At 60.7% G+C, this 16,879-nt stretch carries 12 protein-coding genes; 7 read left to right on the top strand and 5 right to left on the bottom strand.

The features are described from left to right. Window positions 1-6: 6 nt before the first annotated feature. Genes QY049_RS21620 through QY049_RS21605 form a run of 4 tightly spaced genes read right to left on the bottom strand, consistent with a single transcriptional unit; the run spans window position 7 to window position 4,377 of the window. Window positions 7-1,110 carry an ABC transporter ATP-binding protein gene (locus QY049_RS21620; RefSeq protein ID WP_128929503.1) on the bottom strand — a complete coding sequence of 368 codons (1,104 nt, stop codon included), beginning with the start codon at window positions 1,108-1,110 and terminating at the stop codon, window positions 7-9. Window positions 1,111-1,120: 10 nt separating this feature from the next. Continuing rightward, the gene (locus QY049_RS21615; protein WP_128929504.1) at window positions 1,121-1,960 is read right to left on the bottom strand and encodes a carbohydrate ABC transporter permease; all 840 of its coding nucleotides are present in this window, start codon (window positions 1,958-1,960) and stop codon (window positions 1,121-1,123) included. Continuing rightward, window positions 1,957-2,883 (bottom strand): carbohydrate ABC transporter permease, encoded by a 927-nt coding sequence (locus QY049_RS21610; protein ID WP_128969536.1) that lies wholly within the window; start codon window positions 2,881-2,883, stop codon window positions 1,957-1,959. Before QY049_RS21610 ends, QY049_RS21615 begins: the two co-directional genes overlap by 4 nt. 57 nt (window positions 2,884-2,940) lie before the next feature. Then, window positions 2,941-4,377 (bottom strand): sugar ABC transporter substrate-binding protein, encoded by a 1,437-nt coding sequence (locus tag QY049_RS21605; RefSeq protein ID WP_128955162.1) that lies wholly within the window; start codon window positions 4,375-4,377, stop codon window positions 2,941-2,943. A 653-nt stretch (window positions 4,378-5,030) separates the two neighbouring features. Here QY049_RS21605 and QY049_RS21600 point away from each other — a divergent pair. Further along, window positions 5,031-6,098 (top strand): HoxN/HupN/NixA family nickel/cobalt transporter, encoded by a 1,068-nt coding sequence (locus QY049_RS21600; protein WP_128929507.1) that lies wholly within the window; start codon window positions 5,031-5,033, stop codon window positions 6,096-6,098. Window positions 6,099-6,400: 302 nt separating this feature from the next. Further along, window positions 6,401-8,425, top strand: a complete 2,025-nt coding sequence (locus QY049_RS21595) for a TonB-dependent receptor (RefSeq protein WP_128930141.1) — start codon at window positions 6,401-6,403, stop codon at window positions 8,423-8,425. 2 nt (window positions 8,426-8,427) lie between these two features. Here the strand turns inward: QY049_RS21595 and cybH are convergent, their stop codons facing one another. Beyond that, entirely contained in the window at window positions 8,428-9,153 is a 726-nt protein-coding gene (cybH, locus tag QY049_RS21590) for a Ni/Fe-hydrogenase, b-type cytochrome subunit (protein WP_128929508.1), read from the bottom strand. Between the two features lie 381 nt (window positions 9,154-9,534). On the opposite strand from cybH, the gene QY049_RS21585 reads away from it, so the two are divergent. From QY049_RS21585 to QY049_RS21565, 5 genes are all read left to right on the top strand, one after another. Then, entirely contained in the window at window positions 9,535-11,607 is a 2,073-nt protein-coding gene (locus tag QY049_RS21585) for a methyl-accepting chemotaxis protein (protein WP_128930142.1), read from the top strand. Window positions 11,608-11,724: 117 nt separating this feature from the next. After that, complete coding sequence (locus tag QY049_RS21580) at window positions 11,725-13,041, top strand: DUF3422 domain-containing protein (RefSeq protein ID WP_128929509.1); 1,317 nt, start codon at window positions 11,725-11,727, stop codon at window positions 13,039-13,041. Window positions 13,042-13,110: 69 nt separating this feature from the next. After that, a complete protein-coding gene (locus QY049_RS21575) occupies window positions 13,111-14,127 on the top strand; it encodes a HupU protein (protein ID WP_128929510.1) in 1,017 nt (338 codons plus the stop codon). Next, a complete protein-coding gene (locus QY049_RS21570) occupies window positions 14,124-15,563 on the top strand; it encodes a nickel-dependent hydrogenase large subunit (RefSeq protein ID WP_128929511.1) in 1,440 nt (479 codons plus the stop codon). The genes QY049_RS21575 and QY049_RS21570 overlap by 4 nt, the downstream gene beginning before the upstream one ends. Before the next feature lie 210 nt (window positions 15,564-15,773). Then, window positions 15,774-16,865 carry a hydrogenase small subunit gene (locus tag QY049_RS21565; protein ID WP_128929512.1) on the top strand — a complete coding sequence of 364 codons (1,092 nt, stop codon included), beginning with the start codon at window positions 15,774-15,776 and terminating at the stop codon, window positions 16,863-16,865. The last annotated feature ends 14 nt before the right edge of the window (window positions 16,866-16,879 follow it).

Below are 16,879 nucleotides of genomic sequence, written 5' to 3'. Positions count from 1 at the left end.
TTGCGCTTAGGCGATGACCGAGCCTGTGGCCGGATCGATCAGCACCATCCGATTGAGGTCGATGGCGAGCTGGATTCGCTCGCCATGGCTCTGAACATCATGTGCTTGCAGCTCCGCGACTGCGTCTACTCCGCCGATCTTGATGGTCGTGAAGGTACGAGTACCTGTAGGCTGGATGAGATCGGCGACCGCTGAATAGGGCACCACCCCATCGCGCAATGGTCCGTCGCCGGCTCGGCCGAAATGCTGAGGCCGAATGCCGACAATGACCTCACGTCCCGCCACGCTAGAAAGGGCAGTGGCCTTCGCAGGCGGCACAGTCAGGGACTCTCCGGAACCGAAAACGACAGAAAGCCCGCCATTCATCGCCGTCAGGGTTGCCGGTATGAGATTGATCGAAGGAGAGCCGAGGAAGCCCGCCACGAAGCCCGTTCGCGGCCGCTCGAACAGTTCGAGTGGAGCTCCCTGCTGCTCTATTTTTCCATCGCGTAGCAGCACGATACGATCCGCCAGCGTCATCGCCTCGACCTGATCGTGTGTAACGTAGATCATTGTGGTGGTGATCTCGTGATGCAGACGCTTGATCTCGGTTCGCATTTCGTCACGCAATTGGGCGTCCAGATTCGAGAGCGGCTCGTCAAACAAGAAAAGATCCGCCTTGCGAACGATGGCCCGTCCGATCGCGACGCGTTGACGCTGTCCACCGGAGAGCTGACGTGGATAACGCTGGAGGAGATTGCCGATGCCGAGCATCTCGGCGGCTTCGCTGACCCGCTTCCTGATCTCGATTTCTGGCGTCTTGCGGGCGCGCAGGCCGAACGCGATATTCTCATTGACGGTTAAATAGGGATAGAGTGCGTAGTTCTGAAAGACCATCGCAATGTTGCGTTCGCGCGGACGCAGATCGTTGACGATAGCGCCGCCAATCGCGATCGTGCCGTCGTCCGGATCTTCGAGACCGGCGATCGTCCGCAAAAGCGTGCTCTTGCCGCAGCCTGACGGACCCACGAGCACAGCGAATTCGCCATCGCTGATGGTTAAGTCTAGTCCCCGAACGGCATGCACGTTACCGTAGTATTTGTGCACTCCGGTCAACTTGACGTCGGCCACTCTAATCTCCTCAACCTTTGACGGCGCCGAGCGAGATGCCGCGCACGAGATAGCGCTGCATTACCGTAACTGCGACGAAGATCGGCAAAGTCCCCAGGACGGACATCGCCGCGATTTTGGCCCAGAAGTTCGACTGGCCACCGAAATAGTGCGTCAGCATGACCGGAAAAGTGATCACTTCGGTACGCGTGAGCACCAGCGCGAAGAGGAAGTCGTTCCAGGCGAACACGAAAGTAAAGACCGAAGTCGCCATGAGCCCCGGGCGCACCATCGGGAAGACGACTTTCCAGATGACCTGCCATCGGTTCAGTCCGTCGACGAGGGCGCTTTCCTCCAGCTCGAGCGGAACATCAACGATATAACCCCGCATCATCCAGATGACATAGGGCAGATTGAACGCGGTATAGAGCACGATCAGGCCGAAGTAGCCGTCAACCAAACCGAAATAGACGTAGATGAGGAAGATCGGGAAGACGACCGCAATCGGCGGGATCATGCGCTGGGAAATGATCCACATCGCAAGGTTCTCGCCACCCGTGCCGAAGCGGGCGAGGCTGTAGGCGCATAGGGTACCAAGAATGATGGCAATGGCGGAGCTAACGCCGGCGACGATCAGGCTGTTCAGGATGGCCATGACGTCACCATCCTTGAATAGGACATAATAATTCGAGAACTGGATCTGCCCAGGCATCCACAATGGCGGCACGTGATAGATCTCGTCCGGCGTCTTGAACGAAATCATAAACAGCCAATAAACCGGAAATAGAAACAGCAAAGTGACGACGCCGGCGCCGATATAGCGTAGCACCAGAACGCGCCCCTTCCTGGTGGGCAGCTTCATCAGCCTCATCGCGCAATCTCCATGCGCTTGAGGACAAGCGTGGTAATGAGAGTGAGCAGCGCAATCACCAGGAAGGAGATCGCGGCGGTGTAGCTGGTTTCGAATTGCGAGAAGCCCTGCACATAGGTGTAGAGTGAAATCGTCTCGGTCATCGAGCCCGGCCCGCCTTCGGTGAGGGCCCAGATGATGTCGAAGATGCGCACGAGGTCGAGGCCGCGGATAAGGCATGCAACAGCTATCACGGGCGCGATCGCCGGCAGAATGATCGCGCGAAGCACGCGCAGATACGATGCCCCATCGATCTCAGCAGCCTCCAGTTGAGACTGATCGACATTGGACAACGCAGCGAGCAGCAGCAGAAACATGAACGGCGACCACTGCCAAACTTCGCAGATGATGATCGCCGGATAGACGTAAGCAGGGTTGACGGTCCACAGGATCCGGATCGGTTCGCCGGCGAAAAAGCTGAGTATCTCACCGATGGGACCAAAGCGGACGTCGAACAACAGGCGCCAGGTCGCACCAGCAACAATCGGAGAGATCACCGTCGGCAGCACCAAGAGCGCGACGAAGAGCTGGCGCCCGGGCATGCGGTCGATGAAGAGCTGCGCCATCAGGAAGCCGATCAGTAGCTCGAGAGGCAGGGCGATTGCTGTGATGATCGCGGTGTGGCCGAGCGATGCCCACAAACGGGTATCTCTGAACAACTCCGCATAGTTCAGCAAGCCGGCGAAAGACGTATCATTGTCCGTCATCGTGATGCGCTGGAAGCTCACGATCAACGAGTAGATGAGGGGAAAGAGGCCGACGAGGAGAAGAACCAATATTGCGGGCGCAACGATGAGATAGGGTAGGCGGTCCTCGAGCACACGCCCGAGCCGGCTCGGGCGGCGATGTTCAGTGCCATTAAAGCTTAAAGAGAACGTCATCATCAATCCAGGAATCGCGCCGCACGGGAGGCGGTGCCTCCCGCGCGCCCTCCAAGCCAACTATTGCGGATAAGCGCCTGGTTTTGCTGCCCAGACCTTATAAACCGCCTTCTGGTTTTCAATGCCCACCTTCTCGGTGATGGCATCAAACTGCTGCGCCATGCGGTCGAGAATGGTCTTCGGATCTTCGCCGGCCCAGAGGCTCGAAATGGCCTTGGTCATCGCCTCGTCGTACTTGTCCTGCTGCAGCAGGGAGAGATCGAGCAGGCCCTTCTCGCCAGATGTCTTGATCGTGTCGAGATAGGCAGGAGCATCAGGCCAGAGCGCACGGTATTTCTCGCTCGCGTAGTGCGACAGGCGGAAGGGATCGCGGAGCGTATAGGGGAGCTGCACGCGCTCAAGGCTGGTCTTCTTGCTGTTCAGCCATTGGATGAAGAGATAAGCGGCCTCCTTGTTCTTGCTCGTGGCCGAGACGGACAGGTCGAAACCGACGCCAAGCTCCGGGCGACCGAGGGGCGTGAGCGCATACCCGACCTTGCCGGCGACTTGCGATTTGGGTACCCATTTCAGCGCTTCCTCGCCCGAGCCGTAGCCGGCGGCCCAACGCCCATAAGGGGGCCAGGAGATCGTCATGGCGGTGGTGCCCTGGAGGAACGCGGCCAAGTTGTCGACGAAATTCCATTGCTCCACGCCTGGTGGCATGAACTTGTTCTCGGCCAACATCTGCTTGAAGACCTTCAGGCCGACATCGCTGTTCACCGTCGATTTCATCGTATCGGCATTGAAGAACTTGCCGCCCTCCATGCGGAAACGTTCCTGGAACATGTATTGCGGATAAGGCGCAGTTCGGAAGAAGCCGGCGCCATAGACCTTGGGCGCCATCTTGTCAGTGATGAACTGTCCGATGTCGTCAAGCTGCTTCCAATCCTTGGGCGGAGCGAGCTCGTAGCCGAACTTGGCCTTGAACCCCTCCTTCATCTTCGGATCCTCGAAAATGTCTTTGCGGTAGTAGAGCAGCATCACATCGCCGTCGTCCGGGAAGCCGAAGATCTTGCCGTCATACTGCATCTGGTTGTCGCGATAGGCTGCGGCGATGTCCTGCAACTCGTCGCGATAGCCGAACTTGTCGACATATTTGTCCAGGGGCTCGAGCGCTCCGGCCCGGGCCAGGTCGGGCATCCAGGATGGAATGACGTTCAGTGCGTCATAGGCCCCGGCGCCCGACTTGAAATCCTGCATGATCTTGGTGAACATCTGGTCGGTCGGCACCTCGACCACCTTCACCTTGATGCCAGTGAGCTTCTCCCATTTCGGACCCGAATAGTTGAGCGGGTCGAGCGATTGAAGGCCCGCCTCCCAGACGATACTGATCGTCGTGCCCGCATATTTCTTTGCTGCTTCGACAGCAATGTCGGCGGCATCCTTATCAGCGGCAGGAGCCGATACACCTGTGAGCGCAAGGATAGCGGCCACGCCCAACAATGTCCTGAACTTCATGCCTTCCTCCTCTTCATTTGAGCAATCCTAAGCCGCCAAGGTGGCCCCGGAGCTTTTGCCTCGGCGCGTCGACCGGTTACCCATGCTGGACGTCGACTGCCGCACCGTCGGAGGGCTGTCGAACGAACAGATGAGTGTCTTCTGGGGATGGCCATCCGCGCTCAGGCCGCGCTGCCCGATAGGCACGAACGCGATTTCGCCTTGGTAAAACACGCCTTCCCCCCAAAAGCTCTCGATGTATTTGCTTTTGGCGTCACTCTGCTGTGAGGCGGAAGCGGCCGGCAAATGAGAACTTTGCAACCACCGATGAGCCACATTCACCTGTCAGCAGTCTCTGCTGCGGCCCGCTCAAGCCTCAAAGCTGAAGAAAATCCGGTCAAAGCACGGCGGACCATTGGCCAAGCCAGTTGCGCCCTTGCGAGCCTTTGCTGAACTACGAATACGTTTCTTCAGGGATGGGAAGTACCTTGCCGAATATGGTTAGTTAGTTTGCGAGCGGCATCGCCTATTTTAAGGCGTAACTCGCTATCGACAGGGATTCTTTTGCAAGTGCAATCGCTTGGCGCCCTTTTACGCCATGGTCTTACTTGGCCTGAATATTGCTCAGGGTATGAGAGTTCGACAAAAAGATCATACCAGGGGAGTGGCGCCGCATGGGGCAGGTCACGTCACGAAGTGGCCTCTTGAAAGGCCTTAAGTTGAGAACTGTCTTGTTGCTGGCAGGGCTGACGCTGACCAACATTGCAGCCTGGGGCTGGGCCGTTGCGCTGTTCGCCGGTCAGCCGTCGGTAATGGCAACCGCGCTGCTCGCTTGGGTGTTCGGTCTGCGCCATGCCGTGGATGCCGATCATATTGCGGCAATCGACAATGTCGTGCGGAAGCTGATGCATGCCGGCCGCGCCTCCGAAACTGCAGGTCTCTACTTTGCGCTCGGCCATTCCACGATCGTTCTCGCTTCAATGATCCTGCTTGCCGCCGGCGTCATGACCCTCGGCGGAGAGGGTTTGCTCAAAAACTTGGGCGGCCTTCTCGGAACCTCGGTTTCAGCCGTCTTCCTGCTCGGCGTGGCCGCCGTCAACTTTGCGATCTTCGCAAACTTGTGGCGCACAATGCGTGCAGCGCAGGCCAGCGGCGTCTACGGTGCACAATTACTCGATGCGCCCCTAGCCGGAAGCGGTCTTCTTTCGCATTTGCTCGGCCCGATCTTCCGAATTGTGACGCAAAGCTGGCACATGTATCCGCTCGGATTCCTGTTCGGATTAAGTTTCGACACGGCGACCGAAATTGGCCTGCTCTCCCTCTCTGCCTCTGAGACTGCGCGCGGCCTGTCGCTCTGGCAGGCCATAGTCTTTCCTGCACTTTTCGCTGCCGGAATGTCCCTGGTTGATACCTTGGATTCAGCATTTATGGCCAGCGCTTATCGCTGGGCTTTCGTCGATCCGGCCCGAAAGCTTTGGTACAATCTGACAATCACAGGTGCCTCAGTCGCGATTGCGCTGTTCATCGGCAGCGTGGAAACGCTTGGCCTGATCAGCGATCAGCTTGAGCTCACGGGTGCCCTTTCGAGCCTCGTCGATCGCCTCAAGGGATCACAAGCCATCTTAGGCTTCGGCGTGATGTCATTGTTCGCTCTCGCCTGGCTAGCATCTCTCCTGCTGTATCGCGTTGCATGGAAGGGAAAGACCACTCGAACCGCCTTGCCGACATCACGCGCGACTTAGCGGCTGCAGCGATGCTGTCGAGCCGCTCGAAGCCTGCCGTCTTTGCCCGCTGGACGAGCATTGCAGCACTAAGCATCTGCGCCCTCATGATCGACGCTGAACCTAGCTCTGGAGACAATATCCAGACTAGCTACACCTTGCCTGCAGTCATAGTCACTCGTGAGGAGATCCCACGGCGACCGCGAAGAGCTCCAACGCCACGCTCGGATCGAGCGCTCGGCATAGGGTCCAGTAGCCAGCTGGGCGGGCAAGCCTCAGCGGTATCGGCCAAGAGCAGCGCGGCCTTGGCTCCCGCGTCGAGCATGGCAAGCCAGATCACAGTATCAGGCGAAGACGTCAACGCGCGGCCCGTGATGCGCCCGGGCGAAGTGCTCGAAGCTGTACCGGGGCTCATTGTGACGCAGCATTCCGGCGAGGGCAAAGCGAACCAGTACTTCTTGCGCGGCTATAATCTCGATCATGGCACGGATCTCGCGATCTATGTTGATGATGTGCCTGCCAACATGCGCACTCACGCCCACGGCCAGGGCTATGCCGACCTCAATTGGCTGATTCCTGAAGCGATCGCCGCCATGGAGGTAAAGAAGGGGCCTTACTTCGCCGATGAAGGCGACTTCTCCTCGGCCGGCGCCGTGCATATCGGCCTGATCGACCGCACGGTGAAGGGGCTAGCGCAGATGACCGCCGGCAGCTTTGGATATCGCCGCTTCCTCGGCATGGATTCGACGAGGCTCGGCGATGGGACATTGCTCCTCGCCGGCGAGGCTGGGACCTACAACGGCCCCTGGGACAACCCGGACAACCTCCGCAAGCTCAATGGGCTCTTGCGCTACAGTCAGGGCACGGCCACCGACGGCGTGTCGGTCACGGGCATGGCTTACGCCAACAGATGGAATTCGACCGATCAGGTGCCGCAGCGCGCCATGACGGACGGATTGATGGATCGGTTTGGATCTGAAGACCCGACTGACGGCGGCAACGCAAACCGTTTTGCCCTGTCGGCGCGCGTGGCGCAGAGCGATAATTCCGGGGCCTGGAAGGCGAACGCTTATGTCGTCAAGAGCGAGCTCGATCTCTACAATAACTTCACTTATTTCCTGGCCAATCCCGTTGTCGGCGACCAATTTCACCAGCACGACGGCCGCCTAATGGCCGGCGCTAACATCGCACGGACGATGGATGGCTCATTCGCTGGGCTGCCGATGCAGACGACCTTCGGCCTGCAGTCCCGTTACGACGCCATCGATCTCGCGCTCACCGACACCCACCGGCGCAGTTTCCTGTCCAACGTACGCAGCGATAAGGTCGGGGAAGGCAGCATCGGCGCTTACGCCGAGAGTACGTTGCACTTTTCGGACTGGCTGAGGACCACGGTCGGTTGGCGCGGGGACTATTACGCGGCCGACGTGACGTCGCTGTTCGATGCGAACAACTCAGGCCATGCCAACGCTACGATCGGAAGTCCCAAGCTTCGCATCGTGGTCGGTCCCTTTAACAAGACCGAGTTCTTTTTCGGCGCCGGCTATGGCATGCACTCGAACGACGCGCGGGGTGCGACGACGACGGAAGATCCGAGCGATCCCGGGACAAAGCTGCCGCGCTCGCCGCTGCTGGTCCGCACCAGGGGCGCGGAGGTCGGCGTGCGTTCGAGGATCGTCCCGGATCTCGACACCTCGCTCAGCCTCTTCGTCCTCGACCAGGATTCCGAGATCCTGTTCTCAGGCGATGCCGGCGATACCACGACGGCGCGCGCGAGCCGCCGCTATGGATTCGAATGGACCAACCATTACCGCCCACGGTCTTGGATTGACGTCGACGCCGATCTCGCGATGACCCATGCGCGCTTTCGCGGTTACGACAGCGACCAGGCGGAGGTTTATGCCTCACTCGCCGGCTATCCCGCCGCGCAGATCGGCAACGCGCCCGGCAACTATATCCCTAACGCACCGACCATGATGGCGTCCGCCGGCATCTCGCTCGGCGCGAAGACGGGCTGGTTCGGCGCCCTGCGTTGGCGCTATCTCGCCTCCAGTCCGCTGACGGAAGACAACGCCTTCCGATCGCAACCTACCGGCATCTTCAACGCGCGGATCGGCTACCGCACCGACAAGGGCTGGCGCCTCCAGCTCGATTTGCTCAACCTCCTCAACAGCAAGGCGAACCAGATCACCTATGCCTATGGCTCCCTGCTGAAGACGGACAAACTTTACAATCTCTGTGCCGCCAATGCCGCCCCTGCGCCAGTCTGTGCCATTGGTGTGATGGACTATGTGCTTCACCCGGTCGAACCCTTGACCGTCCGAGTGACCCTAGCGGGCACATTCTGATATCAGTCAGGTCGCGAGTCGCGAAACGTCCGTTCGCCGGTAATAATGGCCGATAGCATGCTCTGACGCGACACGATGTCCTCGCGCACGGCAGCATATACATGCAGGATGACGAAAGTCACAATGAACCAGAGGCCGAGATGGTGCACTGTATGCACGTCTTGACTGTTTGGGAAGATCGAGAACCACCAGCCGAACAGCGCATACCATAAGCTGTCGCGACCTTCGCCCTCAGCGTAAAGTGCAAATCCGGTCAGCATCATCAGGATCATCACAATCACGAACAAGAACATCGCAGTATTGGCCAAAGGATTGTGGCCGACGTATTTTTTCGGGTAGCGCACTAGGAACAGGTACCATCGCAGCTCGTACAAAAGGCCCCAGCGCCAGATCCGGTTGTAGATCGGAAACGCGAACAACTGGCGGGCATACTGGTTGCCGACGAACGCCCAGTAGACGCGATAAAGGAACGCGAAGGCGAGCACCTGTCCCGACGCGAAGTGAACAAATCGGATGTAGCCCATCGTGTACCAATTGCTAGCTTCACCAGGCATCGAGGGAAGCGGCGAGGCGATTAGATAACCGGTAACGGCCAGAAGAGAGATCGTTAGCGCATTTAACCAGTGCCAGATCCGTACCGGTGCCTCATAGACATAGATTGATTGGCGATCCGTGCCGACGGCGCCGACGGCGTCCAGCGTACCCGGAATCTCCGAGATTTTCGTCATCGCATGCTCCTGCATTGAGAGTGATTCGACGCAGCGAACAAACGAATCAGCGCATGCCATCGAGAATATCGCGCGCATGCCGGCGCGAAATCACCGCCCTGCAATTTTTTTCTTCACGCTTCAGCGGCCCTACGCAACGAAGAATTGGAAACCCGCTTTAACCGCAGGTGGAAATCCTGCTTTCATATCTTTATTGAACCTCTTTGCTATTTTCCGCTGCATCCACGTGGGTTCGCGGTCTTTTTCCCTGCATGAGCAGCGAGCTTCCTTACCCGGCGCACGACACTTGCTGCGCGGCAGCTCGCTGCAATTTACCGATGATTAGGAGAGACGGCACATCGTTTGCTCATTTCCAGCTCCAGCGAACCGGGTATTTGCGATATGGATTTGAGCTTCATTCGGCGCGGCGGCGCATCGCGCCGGGCAGGCGTCTTCCAGACACAGGGCCGGATGAATGCAGCGGCCATGAGCTTGCCGAAAAGCGAGCCAGTCATCGCCAACCTGTCAATTCGCCTGAAAATCATGATGGGATTTGCTATCGTTCTGCTGCTGTCGGCGGGCACCATGGCGGGCGCCTGGTTTGGCTATGAGGCGATCCTCGACGGCTTCGACGTTTATCGTATCAGCATGTCGGAATCGGATTATGCGCGCGAAATCGACAGCTCGCTCTCGGCATACCAGAGCAACGCGCGCTATTACGCCCTGACGGGCATAAAGGAGGCGGAAGCTGCCGCGGAAGAGGCGCGACGCTTGCTCGAGCGAACGATCACGGCAGCCAAAACCGAGACTGCAACTCTCAGCTGGCAGCAGTCGATAAAGGAACTGTTCGAAGCCTACCGCGCCTATACCGATTCCTTCAACAAAGTGTTGGCGCTGCGCGCCGGGATCGATCGCTCGGCAGCCACGATGGGCGGACAGGCGCACGTCATCCGGACCGCGCTCGATCAGGTGAAGGCGCCGGGCGCTCAAGCAGAAAATATCATTGAGCGTTTCGATACGATCGATCGCCTCGTAACGACAGAATTGAAGCTCCACGATGAAGTCCTCGCGAGGGACGTCTTACAGAGAATAGAAGGGTTTAAAGGTGCGATCGTGCGAGAGCGTCGCTCGCCGGACGTCGGCGGACAGGCGCTCGACGAGCTCGTCGCGTCTTACCGAGATGGGTTCGCCCGAGTGGAGGCCGCAGGCCAAGAGATCGATCGTTTGATGGCGGACATGTGGAAGCTGCGTCACGGACTATCCGGGGCGGCCGCCTCTCTGAAGCGAGTGGCTTTGGCGGAGCAGGCTGATGCCGAGAAAAAGACCGCGGTGCAAATCATCCACGGTCAATCGGTAGTGGTTGCCCTTGCGCTCGCCTCGATTGCAATTGGCCTCGTGCTCTCCTTTGCGATCGGACGCGGTATCGCAAAACCTGTCATCGCGATGTGCAGCTCGATGATCGAGCTGGCAAACGGCCGCTATGAGATCGTGCTGCCGGGGCTCGGTCGGCACGACGAGGTCGGCAAGATGGCTGGCGCGGTCGAGAGCTTCAAGCGGCAAGCCATTGAGCGCGCCGAACGCGAAGCTGCGGAGATCGAAGAGCGTAACAGGTCGGCGGCCGAGCTGCGGCGCGCTGAGCTCGCTAAATTCGCTGGCGGCTTTGAGGCCGCGGTGGGTGACATCGTCAACGGCATTTCGGGTTCTGCTCAGCAACTCGAAGCAGCAGCATCAACGCTGTCACGCAATGCGGAGGCGACAGGGGGCCTGACCAACGCGGTGGTCGGCGCCGCGCGAGAATCGTCGAGCAGCATTGGTTTGGTCGCCTCGGCGGCCGAGGAGCTGTCGCTGTCGATCAATGATATTCGCACCCAGGTCCGCAACTCGAATGCGATCTCCGGTAATGCGGTAGCCCAGGCCAAGAGCACGGACGCCCGCATCGCGACGCTCGCGCAAGCCTCGCACCGGATTGGTGATGTCGTGAAGCTGATTACAGCGGTCGCAGAGCAGACCAATCTGCTCGCGCTCAATGCCACCATTGAGGCAGCCCGCGCCGGAGAGGCGGGCCGCGGCTTTGCCGTCGTCGCAGCCGAGGTGAAGTCGCTTGCAAGCCAAACCGCCCGTGCGACGGAGGAGATCGGCTCTCACGTCGAAGGTATGCAGCAAGCGACCGGAGATTCGATTGCCGCGATCAAGTCGATCGCCGGCATCATTGGCGATATCTCCGCCATCTCGGGTTCGATCGCGTCCGCCGTCGACCAGCAGACCGCGACGACACAGGCGATCGCACAGAGCGCGCAGCAGGCGGCCTCTGGCACCGCGCAGGTGTCATCCAATCTCGAGCAGGTCAATCGCGAAGCAAGCGAGACCGGCTCGGCGGCTTCCGCCGTGCTGCAATCAGCGCGCGGACTAACCGAGGCGAGCCACCGCCTGCGCGCGGAGCTTGACCGTTTCATGGCCAACGTCGTCGCGGCGTAGTCTGGCTCGCAATGCGAGACGCCTGCGACTACCATTGCGCAAGTGCCAGAGACCTGCGCTAGTCAACGGACAAGCCGGCACCCTCGCGTGGGCAAACCGGTATCCTAGGGATCGTCGATGGAGCATGGTCTGGATCTGGCCGGATTCGCGTTGCACCCGCAACGCGGTGCAGTGTTGGGTGAGGTGCATGCGCGTCCGTTCACGCGGCTCTCCGCGCCTCTCGCAGTGCTGCGATTTGCTTTTTTGGGCCAGGGAGAAGCGGCGGCCGCCGACCGGCAGGCCTTTGTAGGCTTTTGCACCGCGCAGGGCTTGGCGGCACCCGAGGTGTCGGCTAAGCACCACCAGGTGTCAATCGGAGCAGTTTCGCTACGCTGGGAACAGCATTCCGAATTCACGACTTTCACCTGGATCTGGAGTAATGAGGCATCCGCGCTGGCGTTCGCTCCCATCGGTGACGAACTTACCGCATTGATCCGGGCACTGCCGCAAACGGGACAGCTGCTTGTGGCGGTGAGGCTCGAGGTGGAGCAGACCGAAGCGGCCGTCGCGCGCGCTGAGGAGCTGTTTGATAAGAGCAGCCTCGCAATGGCGACAGTCCGCAGCGGCCCTGCGGTCGTCGCTTCCGACTTTCGTGCGGATGCGCAGGGCTTTGTCCGCATTCTCATCTGCAACGACGGCCTGTCGCCGGGCCGGCTTGGCGCTCTTGTGCAGCGCGTGCTGGAGATCGAGACCTATCGCACGCTGGCGCTGCTCGGCCTGCCGGCCGCGCTCGAGCTCGCGCCCTCGGTCGATCACATTGGGCGGCGGCTGGTCGAAGTGCTCCAGGAGATGCAGGGCGCCGAGGACCTCAAGCTCAACAATCACCTCCTCACGGAGCTGACCGCATTGGCCGCCTCATTGGAGCGCGGCGCAGCGGGTAGCCTGTTCCGCTTCGGCGCGAGCCGGGCTTATTACGACATCGTGCAGGCCCGCCTTGGCGTGATCGAAGGAAGCGAGATCGGAGGGCGACCGACCTGGTCGTCCTTCCTTGCCCGGCGGATGGCGCCGGCGATGCGCACCTGCGCCGCGATGGAGGACCGCCAGGCCAACTTATCGATCAAGCTAGCGCGCGCCGCCGATCTCCTGCGCACGCGGGTGGACGTGGAACTGGAGGAGCAGAATCGTGACCTGCTGCGCTCAATGAACGAGCGCACCAAGCTGCAATTGCGCCTGCAGAGCACCGTCGAAGGCCTCTCCGTGGCGGCGATCGGCTATTACGTCGTCAGCCTGTTCGGCTACCTCGCTAAGGGCGCACATGACGGCGGCTTGCATGTCGAGCCGTCACTCGCGACAGCATTGTTCGTACCATTTGCCGTCGGTCTAATTTGGATCATCACGCACCGGATCCGCCAGAGGCACCTTAAACATGAAGGCGCGCCGGGCGATCATGACTGAGTTCCTTCGCGCCGAGGGCTTGCCATTCGAGCCGGGTCGGCCGAAGCTGGTGGAGCTGGAGGGCAAGTGATGAGCCAATCGAACGGAATGACCAACCTGCTCTGGCTGCAAGGCGCGAGCTGCGGCGGTTGCACCATGTCGATCCTCGAAAGCGGCTCTTCCGGCTGGTTCGACGAACTGAGGCAGTTCGGCATCAACCTGCTGTGGCATCCCTCGGTCAGCGAGGAGACAGGCGAGGAAGCGGCCGAGGTGCTCAACTCCGTGCGCGAGGGCAGGGTGCCGCTCGACCTACTGCTCCTCGAAGGCTCCGTTGCCCGCGGCCCGAACGATAGCGGCCGCTTCAACATGCTCGCGGGCACGGGCCGCTCGATCTACCACTGGATGCTAGATCTCGCGCCGCGGGCGGACTATGTCGTTGCGGTCGGAAGCTGTGCCGCCTATGGCGGGGTGCCAGCCGCCGGCGCCAATCCAACCGACGCGGTCGGGCTGCAATTCGAGGGCGCCGATGCTGGCGGCGCGCTCGGCGCAGGCTTCCGCTCCCGGCTCGGCTTGCCGGTGATCAATGTGGCTGGCTGTGCGCCGCATCCGGGCTGGATGATGGAAACCATTTTGGCACTGACGTCCAAGGACTTGTCAGCGACTGACCTCGACACCTATGGCCGACCGAAATTCGTTGCCAACCATCTTGCTCATCACGGCTGCTCCCGCAACGAGTTCTATGAGTTCAAGGCCAGCGCCGAAACCATGTCCGAGCGCGGCTGCCTCATGGAGCATCTCGGCTGCAAGGCGACTCAGGCTGTCGGCGATTGCAACCAGCGCTCCTGGAACGGCGGCGGTTCCTGCACGAAGGGCGGTTATGCCTGCATCGCCTGCACGTCACCTGGCTTCGAAGACGCGCAGAATTTCCTGGAGACCGCCAAGCTTGCCGGCATCCCAGTCGGCTTGCCGACCGACATGCCAAAAGCCTGGTTCGTCGCGCTCGCGGCGTTGTCGAAATCGGCGACTCCGCGGCGCGTGAGGCTGAATGCGACCGCTGATCATGTGGTGGTGCCGCCCGGCCGCACCACGGCCAAGCGCACGCCATGACGAGGATTACGATCGGCCCGTTCAACCGCGTCGAGGGCGATCTCGAAGTCCGCCTCGACGTCGAAAGCGGCCGGGTCCAGCGCGCCGAAGTGACGGCGCCGCTCTATCGCGGGTTCGAGCAAATTCTGGAGGGGCGGCCACCGCTTGATGCGCTGGTGTTGGCGCCGCGCATCTGCGGCATCTGCTCGGTCTCGCAGTCGGTCGCCGCCGCTGCCGCGCTTCGCCATGCGATGGGAACCGAGGCGGCGCCGAACGGTCTGCTCGCCACTAATATCGCGCACGCGGCAGAGAATGCCGCCGATCATCTTACGCATTTCTACATCTTCTTCATGCCTGACTTCGCCCGTGAAGCCTACGCTTCGCAGGATTGGTACCAGGAGACTCGCGAGCGCTTTGCGGCCACCCGCGGCAGTGCGGCGCGCGATGCGCTGCCGGCGCGGGCGCGGCTGCTCGAGACTATGGGAATCATTGCTGGCAAATGGCCACACAGCCTTGCCTTCCAGCCGGGCGGCGCGACGCGCGCGATCGAACTCGGCGAGCGCGTACGGCTGTTGTCGATCGTGACCTCATTTCGCACGTTCCTTGAACGTACAGTGTTCGCCGATACTCTAGAGAACATGCTGTCGCTCTCGACCGCAGACGAGCTCGACCGCTGGCGCGCGGGGCGCAGCGGTGATTTCGCTCATTTCCTCAGGCTTGCCGACAGCCTCGCGCTCAGTGAGCTCGGCAAGGGACCGGGCGTGTTGATGAGCTATGGCGCCTATCAAGGCGCCGATTGCGGACTGTTCCCGCGCGGCATTGTTGGTCCAGACATGGTTGTGGAGCCGTTGCCGCTGAGTCAGATCAGCGAGGACGTTTCCCATGCATGGATGCGGGATTGCTCCTCCGATCCTGCGCACAGCAACACCGTACCTGATCCCGACAAGGCAGGCGCCTATAGCTGGTGCAAGGCGCCGCGGCTTTCGGGCCAGCCGGTCGAGGTCGGGGCGATTGCGCGCCAGACCGTGGCCGGGCAAGCGCTGATAGCCGATCTCGTCGCCCCAAGCGGCACCAATGTCCGCAACCGTGTGATCGCCCGGCTGATCGAGACTGCGCGCATCGCACTTGCGATGGAGCAGTGGACCCGCGCGCTACGACTTTCGGAACCGTTCTGTGCTCCCTCGCAGGAGATGCCCGACGGGGCATATGTCGGTCTCGTCGAGGCCGCGCGCGGCAGCCTCGGGCATTGGGTGGCGGTGCGCGGTGGAAAGATCGAGCGCTACCAGATCATCGCGCCGACCACCTGGAATTTTTCACCGCGCGATTCCCTCGGCGTGGCAGGCCCTCTGGAACAGGCGCTGGTCGGCACCGATGTGGGCGAGGCTGGCGCACGTTCCGTTGCGGTTCAGCATGTCGTGCGCTCGTTCGATCCTTGCATGGTGTGCACTGCGCATTGAAACGGGCTCGGCGGCGTAAACCTCGTTACCGCCTGCAAATCGAATTGTTTCCGCTTCTTTCGTGCAGTGCCGCTCGATCTTCGCGTCTTGCACAATTCAGATCTCGCAACCTTTTGACATTCCTCTAATTTCATTTTGCGCCACGCAGTTGGCCTGCTTCTTGCTGTCCCTAAGCGTCATTGAAAGCCAAAGCTGACGGCGGGAGGATTTATGGGCACGGCGACGGAAACATTTTACAGCGTGATCAGGCGGCAAGGCATCACGCGTCGAAGCTTTCACAAGTTCTGCAGCCTGACCGCGACGAGCCTCGGCCTCGGCCCGCTGGCGGCGAGCCGCATCGCCAATGCGCTCGAGACCAAGCCGCGTGTGCCCGTGATCTGGATGCACGGTCTCGAATGCACCTGCTGCTCCGAGAGCTTCATCCGCTCCGCGCATCCCCTGGTGAAGGATGCGGTGCTGTCGATGATCTCGCTAGACTACGATGACACGATCATGGCGGCCGCGGGCCATCAGGCGGAAGCGATCCTCGAGGAGACCCGTGCCAAGCATAAAGGTCAGTACATTCTGGCCGTTGAAGGTAATCCGCCGCTCAACGAGGGCGGCATGTTCTGTATCGACGGCGGCAAACCATTCGTCGAAAAGCTGAAGATGATGGCCGAGGACGCGATGGCGATCATCGCTTGGGGCGCTTGCGCGTCCTGGGGCTGCGTACAGGCGGCAAAGCCCAATCCGACCCAGGCCACACCGATCGACAAGGTCATCACCAACAAGCCGATCATCAAGGTGCCGGGATGCCCCCCGATCGCCGAAGTGATGACCGGCGTCGTCACCTTCATCACCACCTTCGGCAAGCTGCCCGAGCTCGACCGCCAGGGCCGGCCTAAGATGTTCTACTCGCAGCGCATCCACGACAAGTGTTACCGGCGCCCGCATTTCGACGCCGGCCAGTTTGTCGAGGAGTGGGACGATGAGGCGGCGCGCAAAGGCTACTGCCTCTACAAGATGGGCTGCAAGGGGCCAACGACCTATAACGCCTGCTCAACCGTGCGCTGGAACGGGGGGGTCTCATTCCCCATCCAATCGGGACACGGCTGCATCGGCTGCTCAGAGGACGGCTTTTGGGACAAGGGCTCGTTCTACGATCGCCTCACCAACATCAAGCAGTTCGGCATCGAGAAAAACGCCGATCAGATCGGCATGGCGGCAGCGGGCGCCGTGGGTGCGGCGGTGGCCGCGCACGCCGCCGTCACTGCGGTAAAGCGGCTTGCCAGCAAGCGCGAAGACGCCGGCCACAACAGCTGATCAAAAGACACATT

It is taken from the genome of Bradyrhizobium sp. WYCCWR 13022 (genome assembly GCF_030435535.1).
Taxonomy (GTDB): domain Bacteria; phylum Pseudomonadota; class Alphaproteobacteria; order Rhizobiales; family Xanthobacteraceae; genus Bradyrhizobium.
The sequence above is the reverse complement of the archived record's forward strand: the minus strand, read 5'-3'. Positions and strand labels throughout refer to the sequence as shown.